Source organism: Streptomyces sp. NPDC004610 (genome assembly GCF_040609715.1).
GTDB lineage: Bacteria > Actinomycetota > Actinomycetes > Streptomycetales > Streptomycetaceae > Streptomyces.
This window is the reverse complement of the sequence record NZ_JBEXLA010000005.1, coordinates 53,344-63,645: the sequence shown is the minus strand read 5'-3', so window position 1 is coordinate 63,645 and position 10,302 is coordinate 53,344. Positions and strand designations below refer to the sequence as shown.

General features: G+C 70.2%; 10 protein-coding genes and 2 pseudogenes. 8 read left to right on the top strand and 4 right to left on the bottom strand.

Annotation, left to right across the window (positions count from 1 at the left end):
* Nucleotides 1–11 precede the first annotated feature (11 nt).
* The gene (locus ABZX40_RS07215; RefSeq protein WP_355730897.1) at nt 12–758 is read right to left on the bottom strand and encodes a hypothetical protein; all 747 of its coding nucleotides are present in this window, start codon (nt 756–758) and stop codon (nt 12–14) included.
* A 167-nt stretch (nt 759–925) separates the two neighbouring features.
* Here ABZX40_RS07215 and ABZX40_RS07210 point away from each other — a divergent pair, with 167 nt between their 5' ends.
* Nucleotides 926–1,147 carry a hypothetical protein gene (locus ABZX40_RS07210; protein WP_355730895.1) on the top strand — a complete coding sequence of 74 codons (222 nt, stop codon included), beginning with the start codon at nt 926–928 and terminating at the stop codon, nt 1,145–1,147.
* A gap of 359 nt (nt 1,148–1,506) precedes the next feature.
* A complete protein-coding gene (locus ABZX40_RS07205) occupies nt 1,507–2,115 on the top strand; it encodes a helix-turn-helix domain-containing protein (RefSeq protein WP_355730894.1) in 609 nt (202 codons plus the stop codon).
* A gap of 27 nt (nt 2,116–2,142) precedes the next feature.
* Here the strand turns inward: ABZX40_RS07205 and ABZX40_RS07200 are convergent, their stop codons facing one another.
* Nucleotides 2,143–3,177, bottom strand: coding sequence for an SMP-30/gluconolactonase/LRE family protein (locus ABZX40_RS07200; protein ID WP_355730892.1), 1,035 nt, complete (start codon nt 3,175–3,177; stop codon nt 2,143–2,145).
* Nucleotides 3,178–3,439: 262 nt separating this feature from the next.
* On the opposite strand from ABZX40_RS07200, the gene ABZX40_RS07195 reads away from it, so the two are divergent.
* The 3 genes and pseudogenes from ABZX40_RS07195 to ABZX40_RS07185 all read left to right on the top strand — a co-directional run bounded on the left by ABZX40_RS07195 (nt 3,440) and on the right by ABZX40_RS07185 (nt 6,444).
* The gene (locus ABZX40_RS07195) at nt 3,440–5,257 is read left to right on the top strand and encodes an NAD(P)/FAD-dependent oxidoreductase (protein WP_355730890.1); all 1,818 of its coding nucleotides are present in this window, start codon (nt 3,440–3,442) and stop codon (nt 5,255–5,257) included.
* A gap of 59 nt (nt 5,258–5,316) precedes the next feature.
* A pseudogene (locus ABZX40_RS07190) lies at nt 5,317–6,186 on the top strand (SDR family oxidoreductase).
* A 117-nt stretch (nt 6,187–6,303) separates the two neighbouring features.
* Nucleotides 6,304–6,444: a hypothetical protein gene (locus ABZX40_RS07185; RefSeq protein ID WP_356008876.1), complete on the top strand. Its 141-nt coding sequence runs from the start codon at nt 6,304–6,306 to the stop codon at nt 6,442–6,444.
* 623 nt (nt 6,445–7,067) lie between these two features.
* On the opposite strand, the gene ABZX40_RS07180 is transcribed toward ABZX40_RS07185, so the two are convergent.
* Nucleotides 7,068–7,835: a glucose 1-dehydrogenase gene (locus ABZX40_RS07180; RefSeq protein WP_355730886.1), complete on the bottom strand. Its 768-nt coding sequence runs from the start codon at nt 7,833–7,835 to the stop codon at nt 7,068–7,070.
* Between the two features lie 157 nt (nt 7,836–7,992).
* On the opposite strand from ABZX40_RS07180, the gene ABZX40_RS07175 reads away from it, so the two are divergent.
* The 3 genes and pseudogenes from ABZX40_RS07175 (at nt 7,993) to ABZX40_RS07165 (ending at nt 9,883) form a co-directional block, all read left to right on the top strand.
* Nucleotides 7,993–8,631: a helix-turn-helix domain-containing protein gene (locus ABZX40_RS07175; RefSeq protein ID WP_355730885.1), complete on the top strand. Its 639-nt coding sequence runs from the start codon at nt 7,993–7,995 to the stop codon at nt 8,629–8,631.
* Between the two features lie 338 nt (nt 8,632–8,969).
* Nucleotides 8,970–9,089 (top strand): annotated as a pseudogene (locus ABZX40_RS07170) (hypothetical protein); the annotation flags it as partial.
* A complete protein-coding gene (locus ABZX40_RS07165; protein WP_355731484.1) occupies nt 9,083–9,883 on the top strand; it encodes a condensation domain-containing protein in 801 nt (266 codons plus the stop codon). The pseudogene ABZX40_RS07170 and the gene ABZX40_RS07165, both read left to right, overlap by 7 nt.
* Before the next feature lie 182 nt (nt 9,884–10,065).
* Here the strand turns inward: ABZX40_RS07165 and ABZX40_RS07160 are convergent, their stop codons facing one another.
* Nucleotides 10,066–10,209: a hypothetical protein gene (locus tag ABZX40_RS07160; protein WP_355730883.1), complete on the bottom strand. Its 144-nt coding sequence runs from the start codon at nt 10,207–10,209 to the stop codon at nt 10,066–10,068.
* Between the last annotated feature and the right edge of the window lie 93 nt (nt 10,210–10,302).

Here is a 10,302-nt window from a genome sequence, read left to right as displayed (position 1 = left end):
GCGGCCCCTGCTCAGCCCCCCGGCAGCAGATCCTTGCTCTCCTGGATCACCCTCTCGTACGTGCGCTCGTGCTCCCCGCCCCCGAGAGCGAACCGCAGAAGCGAGCCGGACCAGTCGTCGAAGAGCGAGAACGTGCGGTCCACCATCCGCTTCGCCTCCTCGCGCTGTGCGCCATCGAGGGACGGCAGGCTCTTCTCCTCCACCTCGGGCGACTTGATGCTGTGCGACGCTTCCGCCGTGTAGTGCTTCGTACCGAAGAACTCACATTCGCGACCGTCCCGCAGGGTGATCCCCCGGCAGTGGCTGAAGATCGTGATGGACACGGCCTCGATGGACTCGACCATCGCGAAAACGGCGTACGTGGGGGCGCCTGCGGCGAGCGCGGTCAGTTCCAGGCAGAGACGCCGGGAATGGCTGAAGTCCTCGCTCCACAGAACCCGCGTGGCGTCCGACAGCGGCATGGCACTGTCGGCCCCCAGCTTCTCCAGGTCGGTCAGCATCCACTGCCAGTGGAAGTCCTCTTCGTAGGTGTGCGCGTTCAGCAGGGCCTGCAACTGACCGGGCCGGGCCTTGTCCTCGTCTTTGCGGAAGACGTACTTGTTGAGATCGGAGTAGCCCATGATGAAAGGAACCACACTGGGCCCCCACGCCAGACGCCGCTCCCCGGAGAGCGACTCGTCGGCGAGCAGGCGAGTGAAGAACGCGTGGTTCTCGTACGACTTCCGATGTTCTTCGATGTAGTCGATGACCTTCTGCATGAAAACTCCCGTTCACGGCCTGCCGACATCTCCGCAGCGACGGCAGAGGGGTAGGCAGCATCACACAGGCGTCCGCAACACGGGCCGGTTCAGGGAGCGTTGACGCGAAGTCTGCGCCACAACGTGCGGACCCGGCACCGAGGACGACGCGCAGCTCGCCCTCAACCATGCCGAAGAACTCCAGTCCGTCCGTACGCAACGATGACTACATGCCGGACCCCAAAGGCACCAGCACGCGGCTTTCGGAGCGCCCGGCCTCACACAACTTCTGCCGCGAAACCTGCCTGCCGCTGCTCGACCAACGCGGTCTCATCATCGGGGGCGAAGGCATCCGCGGCCACGCTTCGCAGAATTCGCCGTACATGTTGTTCTGGGCAGAGAGGGAGTAGCGGAAGAGCATGGCAGGAAACCGACGGCTTCCGGAACAGCTCGACGGGCTGCCGCCCGCGTACCTGGGGCTGTTCTGCCTCACCTGCGCCGAACGGGCACAGGCCCTCTACGATCGCGGGGCCGCCCGGGACCGCCCGGCTGTCCGGCCGTCCGGCCGTGAAGCGAATGCCGAACCCGGCGGTCCCCGGTAGGTCCCGGCCGGATCCGTGTCGGCCCAACACGGCGGGCCATCACCCGGTCCTGAGGCCGTCGAGGTCATCGAGGCCGTCGAAGTCACCGAAGTCACCGAAGTCACCGAGGCAACGATCCCGACCCCGCCGCACCCGTACCCCCGGTGTACGCCCGATACCCTTTCCGGATGACGGAGCAAGCCGAGCAGACCGAGCAGGCCGAGGGCAGGCCGCGGAACCCAGGGCGCAAGGCCGCCGCCCGCAACCGGGCCGCCCTGGTCGCCGCCGCTCGGGAGATCTTCACGGAGCACGGGCTGGACGCCCCGCTGTCCGTGATCGCCCGCCGCGCCGGGGTCGGCCAGGGGGTGCTGTACCGGCATTTCCCCGACCGGGAGTCCCTGGCCATCGCGGTGCTGGAGGAGAACGTACGCCATATCGAGGTCGCCGCCGACGCGAAGGGGGCGACGCTGGCGGGCGTGCTGGGCGTGCTGACCTGGCATCTGACCGAGTCGGCCGGCTTTCTCACCCTGTTGCACTCCAAGGAGACCGGTACCCGCTCCGGCGTCCTCGCCTATGCCCATGCGGTGCAGGACCGGGTCAGGCACGCGCTGGGGAGGCATCTGACGGGCGGCGACGGTGGCCGGCTCGGCACGCTGGACGATGTGATGCTCGCGGTCATCATGGTCGCCGGCGCTGTGCGCAGTTCCACCCGCGAGGAGCGCGAGGAGCGGGCGCTGGCGGCCTGGCGGCTGCTCGGCGTCACGGTGGGACCGCCCCCCGTGCCCCCGTGCTGCTGAGCGCGGACCCCGTGCCGCTGAGCGCGGTCAGCCGCCGTTGGACTGCCGGGTGCCTTCCGCCAGGGCGTCGAAGCGGTAGAGGTAGCCTCCGGCGGAACCGCTGACGGTCATGTAGGCCGTGGTCGTCCCCGGTCGGATCGCCACGTTCGTCGCCGAGGTCAGTCCCTCGGTGTCGGCCGGGATCTCCACGGTGGCCAGCAGCTCACCGTAGCGGTCGTACACGACCATGGCGGGACGGCCGTGCAGCCCCTGGTAGAGGTTGCCGTCCGCGTCCACAGCGATCGAATCGGTCTGGGCGATGCCGTTGTCCACCTGCATGGCGGTGTGCCGGGACAGCACCGAGCCCGCGTCGTCGAGCAGCAGATAGGAGATGCGGTTCTCGGTGAGTTCGCTGATCCACAGGCCGCGATGGTCGGCGTCGAAGGAGATGCCGTTCGTCGCCGCGAGCCCGTCGGCCAGCACGGTTGCGTTCTCCCCGGACCGGTCGAGCCGCACCACGCGCCCCCGGTCCTCCCCCTCCGTCATGCCGAGCAGGTCACTGATGTACAGGTTGCCGTCGCGGTCGAAGGCGATGTCGTCCGGCACCATCCGGACGCCGTCGACCTCGCCGTCGAAGAAGGTCCGCGGGTCGCTTCCGTCGGGCTCCAGACTGATGACGATGCCCTGGGCGATGTCGGTCAGGTAGAGGCGCCCGTCGAACGGGCTGAACTGGGCTGAGGAGTAGTGCCCCTGACCGTCGGTGAAGATTCCCCGCGCGGTCTTCCGCCGAACGTCGACGCTCAGGAGTTTCGGCGCACCGGCGGGCGCGGTGACATCGACGACGAGCAGCCTTCCCGCCGGGTCGAAGACGGGGCCCTCCAGCAGGGTCATGCCGCTCTCCTCGTGCACCGACGTCAACCGCATCACCTCGTGGGCGCGGACGATCCGACCGGCACCGTCGGCATCGGCCGCGCCGCTCGACACCGCTGCGCCGGTGCCGGTGCCGGTTCCGGTGCCCGAGAGAGCCATGGTGCCGAACGCGACGAGCAGGGCTAAGGACCGCAACCGCATAGGAAGTCGCATGGGGGTGGCCTTTCTGTCCACTGGGCGGGGGCCGCGACGGCTGGGAATCGCGCCGTCGGTCGCCCGCCCCTCTCCACAACCCAACACCCGGACAGCGTTGTCCGGTTGGTGTTACGGTAGTGCACGGCGGTCGGCGTTCACAACTGCACCGGCCCCACCGTCAGGCACCCCTGCCTCAGGCGTCAGGTCGTCAGTCGACCGACCTGCCCCCGCCCACGCCCACGCAGCTCATGCGCCTCACCCCTACCGGAGGGAACCTCATATGACGGCCACTCATGTCCCCACACCCGCGGACCTCGCCGCACTCAGGCAGCGCTACCGAGCCGAACGTGAGCGACGGCTCCATCCCGAGGGGCAACGCCAGTACCGCCCCGCCGAGGCCGAGTTCGCCTCGTTCGCCACGGACCCGTTCTCCCCGGCGACGCCCACCCGCGCACCCCGGCACGACACGGTCACCGTGACCGTCGTGGGCGGTGGATTCGGCGGTGTGCTCGCCGGAGCCCGGTTACGGCAGCAGGGGGTGGAGGGGATCCGGATCGTCGAGAACGGCGGGGGCTTGGGAGGCACCTGGTACTGGAACCGGTACCCGGGCATCCACTGCGATGTCGAGTCACATGTGTATCTGCCGATGCTCGACGAGACCGGCTATGTGCCGGAGTGGAAGTACGCCCCGGGTGAGGAGATCCGCCGGCACGCGGAACGCATCGCCCACCGGTACAACCTCTACGCGGACGCCCTGTTCTCCACCTCGGTCACCTCACTGACCTGGGAGGAGGAATCCGAGACATGGACCGTGCGCACAGATCGCGGCGACGCGTTCGGCTCCCGCTACGTCATCACCGCGACCGGCACCCTGACCGAGCCCAAGCTGCCGGGAATTCCCGGCGTCCAGGACTTCGCCGGTCACACCTTCCACACCTCGCGATGGGACTACGCCTACACCGGCGGCACCCCGGAGGGCGGGTTGACCGGTCTCGCCGACAAGCGGGTGGGCATCGTCGGCACCGGCGCCACCGCGGTCCAGGTCATCCCGCTGGTGGCCCAGGACGCCCGGCACGTCCATGTGTTCCAGCGGACCCCGTCCACCGTGGACGTCCGCGCCAACCGCCGCACCACCGCACCCGACGTGGGCGCCGAGCACGAGGGCTGGGCCCGCGAACGCCGGGAGAACTTCCTGCGTGTCGTCTCCGGTGAGAGCGTCGAGCGGGACCTCGTGGCGGACCGCTGGACCTCGTCCGCCGCGCTGCTGGAGAAGCTCCTGACCAGCTTTCGGCGCAAGGAACGGGGCGATGCCTACGAAGCGGACTACGAGATCGCCGACGCCGCCAAGATGGACGAGCTGCGCGCCCGTGTCGAGTCGGCCGTCACCGACCCGGGGACCGCCGAGAAGCTCAAACCGTGGTACCGGTACGCCTGCAAACGCCCCACGTTCTCCGACACCTACTACGAGGCGTTCAACCGGGCCAATGTCACCCTGGTCGACACGGCCGACACCCACGGCATCGAGCGCATCACCCCGCGCGGAGCCGTGGTGGGTGACACGCTCTACGAGCTGGACTGCCTGATCTTCGCCACGGGCTTCTCCGTCGGGATCTCCGGTGTCGACTCCGGCAGGCTTCCGGTGCACGGCCGGGGCGGGGCCGCACTGCACGACACCTGGAACGAGCACGGGCCACGCAGCCTGCACGGCTTCACCAGCAATGGATTCCCGAACCTGATCCGCATGGGCCTCCTGCACAACACCGTGAGTGTCAACTACACCCATGTAATGGACGAGCAGGCCCTCCACGCCGCGGCGCTCGTCACCGCCGCCGAGACCGGGAACGCGCTGGTCGAACCGTCCACCGATGCCGAGGACGCCTGGCTGGCCGTCCTGGCCGAAGACGCCCCCGAGCACGCCTGGTTCCACGCCGAGTGCACTCCCGGCTACTACAACCGGGAGGGACACGGACGCCCCGACAGCCCGAGCAGCTATCCGCACGGTGCCGTCGCCTTCCACGCGCTGCTGAGGCGCTGGCGCGAAGAGTCCCTGGACGAGATCCTGCGCGCCCGCGCAGCCAGCGCCCCGTCCACCCGATGAACACACCGACAAACACATCGATACATACATCGATAGACACCTCGAAGGGAAACGAGCGGATGACAACACCCGGCGTACTGACCGTGATCGGCGTCGGCGGCATGGGCGAGGCCATCGCCCGACGCTGCGGCATGGGCCGCAAGGTGCTCCTGGCCGACTAGGACGAGCCCCTGCTCGACGCTCTCACCGAGCGGATGCGGGGCGACGGGTACGACGTCGAGGGCCGGCGCGTCGATGTCGGTTCCGCCGATTCCGTGGCGGAGCTGGCGGAGACCGCGGCCTCGCTGGGCGCGGTCACCGGGATCGCCCATACAGCCGGCCTGTCCCCCGCACAGGCACCCGTCGACGCGATCCTCCGGGTCGACCTGCTCGGTGTCGCCCTCACCCTCGACGCGTTCGAGCAGGTCATCGCCCCCGGCGGCGCGGGGGTGTTCATCGCGAGCATGGCGGGGACCCTCGCCCGAGGGGGGTTCTCCACGGACACCGAACAAGCCCTGGCCAACACCCCGACGGACGAACTGCTGGCCCTGCCGATCCTGCGCGGCGAGGCCGTGCCCCACGCCAGGTTCGCCTACAGCCTCTCCAAACGAGCCAACCAGCTGAGGGTCCAGAGCGCCAGTACGCGGTGGGGTCTGCGCGGGGCGCGGGTCAACACGATCAGCCCCGGTGTCATCTCCACACCCATGGGTCAGCAGGAGCTGGCCGGACCCGACGGGACGGGCATACGCGCGATGGTGGAGGCGTCAGGAACCCGGCGGCTCGGCACCCCGGGCGACATCGCCGCGGCAGCCGCGTTCCTCCTCGGCCCCGACGCCACCTTCATCACCGGCACCGATCTGCTGGTCGACGGCGGCGTCGTAGCAGCGATGCCGACCGGAACGACGGCCGGCATCCTCCGGCCAGTCGCCCCGCCGGCCGAACTGACCTGAGCGCCACAGCCACAGCTGACCCGGCCCAGGCCCCCGGAGGGGGGTGACGGGCGCGGTCGCGGAGCGAGCAGCACGGTGGCCGGGGTGCAGGACGCCTACCGATCGCAGCTGGGAAGCGTGGACCAGGTGCCCGCCATCGACCGGGCGGGCACCATCGCGCGGGCCGACCAGTTCCGCGCGTCCCGCCCCCTGTTCTCGCGCGCGGGACGCGCCGAGCTCGGCGGCCCGCTCCTTGGGCGGCGCACATCGGCCCGCTGACCGGTCCCGTGGACGACGACCAACGATCCACCGAACCGGCCCACACCCTCGACGCCTGCCTCCTCACACACAGCGACCCGCACGCAGGCGCGGCAGCGGCGCCCCGTCTGCGAGGACTTCCGGCTCACCGTCGACGCTGATGGCGTTGATCACGTCCGGACCACCCGAAACCCGGAAGGAGTCTGGGCCCCGCCCCGCCCCGCCCCGCCCGGCCACGACCCCGGGACCCGATCGCGGCCTCGACGTCCTCGGCGCAAGCACTCAACACGTCGGTGTAGTCGGGCTCGTTCATATTGCTTCCCCCCGTCCCGCCCAGGCTGGCGGGGGCAGCGACAGCTCCGGTCTTCCCTGACCGGCACTGGCTTCGCCTCACGGGCCATGTCATGCGGCAGGCCGTGAACACCACCGGGCGGCAGGTCGTACAGAAGGACCTACGTACCCTGGCCGCCACCGACAGGGGCCACGACCGCGACCGCACGGGAGCCCGGCCGACGGGCCGGGGCCGAATGGACGCTGCTGCGGAAACGAAGGCCCTGGACAACCAGTGCCCGATCCCGGAAGCCGCGCGGCGGACAAAGGCCGTGGTGTTCCGGGCAGGGCGTGCATCGTGGCTCGGGGGCCGGTCAGACGGCGGACCAGCCATCGTCGACGGGCAGGATCGCGCCATTGATGTTGCTGGCGGCGTCCGAGGCGAGGAAGAGGATCGCGGCGGCCTGCTCCTCGGGCTGGGCGAGCCTGCCGGCGTTGACGAAGTGCGGGCCGAGCGCGGCGGGGCCGTGGGCGCTCTCCTCGGGGGAGACGGAGATGTTCGTGCTGGTGCCGCCGGGGGCGATGGCGTTGGCCCGGATGCCGTGTTTGCGGTACATGACCGCCAGGTTCTTCGTCAGGCCGACGATGCCGTGCTTGGAGGCTGTGTAGGCGGCGCCGGCCGCGCTGCCGCGCAGGCCCGCCTCGGAGGCGGTGCTGACAATGGCACCGCGACCGGCGGCGAGCATATGGGGGAGCACGGCGCGGGTGAGGCGGAAGGGCGCGGTGAGGTTGACCCGGATCACCCGTTCCCACTCGTCATCGGATACGTCGGCGAGGGCCGACATACGGTCCATGATCCCGGCGTTGTTGACCAGGACGTCCACGCCGCCGAAGCGGTCGACAGCCGTGCCGACGACCAAGTCGACGTGCCGCTGCTCGCTCAAGTCGCCGATGACCGCGACCGCGGTGCCGCTCGCGCCCGTTCGCTCTATCTCTTTGACGACGGTGGTGGCGCGCTCCTCGCTGATGTCCGCGACGACCACGTTCGCGCCTTCGGCCGCGAACGCCAGGGCCGCGGCCCTGCCGATCCCCGAACCTGCTCCGGTGACGATGACGCTACGTCCGCCGAGTCCAGTGGCCATGCAAGTTCTCCTGCCGTCAGTGGGTAGGCGCGAGGGGGCCCTGACGCCTACGACCTCACCCTACGACTTTATGTCTGTGAGTGCTATAAACTCACTCCGGGAGGCCACCCCAGAGGCTCGCCGAGCAGGTAGGTCACCCGGACCGGAGGAGGAGCGGATGACCACGGCACGCGGACGGACGGGACGGCCGCCGCTGACGGAGGACCAGCGCAAGGAGATCCGGCTGGGCATCGCCAGGGCCGCGGTGGACCTCTTCCTCAGCCAAGGGGTGGCCACTACCACCGGCGAGCAGATCGGACGTGCGGTCGGAGTCTCCGGGCGCACCGTGTGGCGCTACTTCCCCAGCATCGAGGCATGCGTCGCACCGCTGTTCTCAAAAGGCATCGAGACGATCACCGGCTGCCTACGGGCCTGGCCGCCGGACGAGCCCCTGGAGGGCTTCCTGGACACCTGGCCGGACGACGAGTTCGGGGTCATCGGAGGGACCGACCGGGAGAGGGTGGTCGCCCTGCTGCGGGTGATGGGAACCGAGCCCGCGCTTCGCGCGGTATGGCTGGAGGCACACGACGAAGCGGTCCCGGCGTTCGCGGCGGCGCTCGCCGCGCGGTCGGGGACGGCTGCGGAAGATCCGGCCGCGACTGTCCGCGCGGCGATGCTGAACGCGGCGATGCGGGCTGCGGTGGAGGGCTTCGCCCGGCGTGAGGGGACGGTCAGCGGCGGGCCGAACGAGGAGGCAGCCGAGCTACAGGCCACCATCCGGGCCGCGCTGGTCGTGGCCGCACAGGGGGTCAGGTAGCGGCTGGACCCGGCGGGCGCAGCCAAGCGGGCAGAAGCAGCTGGCGGTCCTCGGGCTGCGAGGAGCGCAGGCCCTGGACTCGGTACCCGAACGGTGCCTGGCAGCGGGCGGGGTGGGCCTCCCGATCCGGGGCACCCGCCGCTTCCTGCCGGCCGAACCCCCGCCCATCGAACTGACGCGTGTCGCGTTGGTGGCTGCACGTCGTCGGCTGCACTCTTCACGCGAGGAGATGACGTCACACCCGCGAGCGATGTTGGCTGACCGTCCCCGTTTGAGGGGCAACATCGAAGAGCGAGCCAAGCGGCTATCGCGCAAGCCTGCTCTGGTTCCTCAACCAGTTGGAGGACGGCGGAGGCGCCGCCTACAACATCCAGGCCACCCTGCGGATCACCGGCGACCTGGACCGCGCGGCTCTCGCCGACACCCCGGCCGACCTCGCGGCCCGGCACGAATCGCTGCGCACTGTCTACCCGGAGGCAGGCGGCGAACCCCGCCAGATCATCCTCGACGCCACGACCGCCCGCCCCGCCCTGACCGTCACCCCGGTGAACGAAAACGGCTGCCCGCGGAACTCGCGGCAGCGTCGGCCCTCGGCTTCGACCTCGCCACAGAACTACCCCTGCGCGCCCACCCCTTCCCGCTCGCACCGGAGGAGCACGTCCTGCTGCTGGCCCTGCACCACATCGCGGGCGACGGCCGGTCCATGGCGCCCCTCGCCCGCGACCTCGGCATCGCGTACGCCGCCCGGCTCGACGGCCGGGCCCCCGATTGGGCGCCGCTCCCCGTTCAGTGCGCCGACTACACCCTGTGGCAGCGCCGGGTGCTCGGCACGGAGGACGATCCGGACAGCGCCCTCGCCACGCAGGCCGACTACTGGCAGCGCACCCTCGGCGACCTGCCCGAGCAGCTGACCCCTCCCACCGACCGACCGCGACCCCGCAAGCTCAACTTCCGCGGCGACACCGTGGACATCGAGCTCGACGCCGATCTGGATCTGCACGCCCGCCTCCTCGATTTCGCCCAGCGTCACAACATCACCCTGTTCATGGTCCTCCAGGCCGCCGTCGCCACCCTGTGCGCGCCGCCCCCTGGAAGTTGTCCACGGCGAGCGCCAGCGGCGGCAGTGCGCCGTCGGCGTCCGGTGTCCGGTGTCCACAGCGGCTGGACGACCGGACCGGTGGACAGGGTCGCGGTCTCCTGCCGGCTGGTCTGCGTCGCCATCGGCTGCAGCAGAAGCCGTTTCGAGCCGTGAACGCCCCTCGCCGGCATGACGATCGTCGGGAAGTCGACGAACCGCCGTCGGCAGTGCTCGGCAGCGCGCCATCGACGACCGCGCCAGCGGCCCGACAAAGCCGTCCCTGTGGGTCTTGACCGGCTTGTCACCGATCCACGTGCCCAGGCCACTGAGGTCGAGCACAGCCAGCGACGGCGTCATCAGCGGGACGACAGGGCGGCGGCAGAACGGGCACACCGGTACTTGTGCTGCTTGCCGTACATCACCGTGCCGCTCGCCGAGATACCGGTCTGCCACGTCCGCACGGCCTCGACGTCGGTGTCGCAGCGTCCGCGGTGGGACACCGGAAGTGCTCCAGGTCGGGCATCGGCAGGGACCTGTCGACGAACACTCCGTAGCCGCGGTCCCTGAACACCCCGTACCGCGGTCCCTCGACT

Coding starts and splice junctions, on each gene's coding strand:
- ABZX40_RS07200 (WP_355730892.1), bottom strand. CDS start 3,177: ATGCGACTTCCTATGCGGTTGCGGTCCTTAGCCCTGCTCGTCGCGTTC.
- ABZX40_RS07205 (WP_355730894.1), top strand. CDS start 1,507: ATGACGGAGCAAGCCGAGCAGACCGAGCAGGCCGAGGGCAGGCCGCGG.
- ABZX40_RS07175 (WP_355730885.1), top strand. CDS start 7,993: ATGACCACGGCACGCGGACGGACGGGACGGCCGCCGCTGACGGAGGAC.
- ABZX40_RS07210 (WP_355730895.1), top strand. CDS start 926: ATGCCGAAGAACTCCAGTCCGTCCGTACGCAACGATGACTACATGCCG.
- ABZX40_RS07180 (WP_355730886.1), bottom strand. CDS start 7,835: ATGGCCACTGGACTCGGCGGACGTAGCGTCATCGTCACCGGAGCAGGT.
- ABZX40_RS07195 (WP_355730890.1), top strand. CDS start 3,440: ATGACGGCCACTCATGTCCCCACACCCGCGGACCTCGCCGCACTCAGG.
- ABZX40_RS07215 (WP_355730897.1), bottom strand. CDS start 758: ATGCAGAAGGTCATCGACTACATCGAAGAACATCGGAAGTCGTACGAG.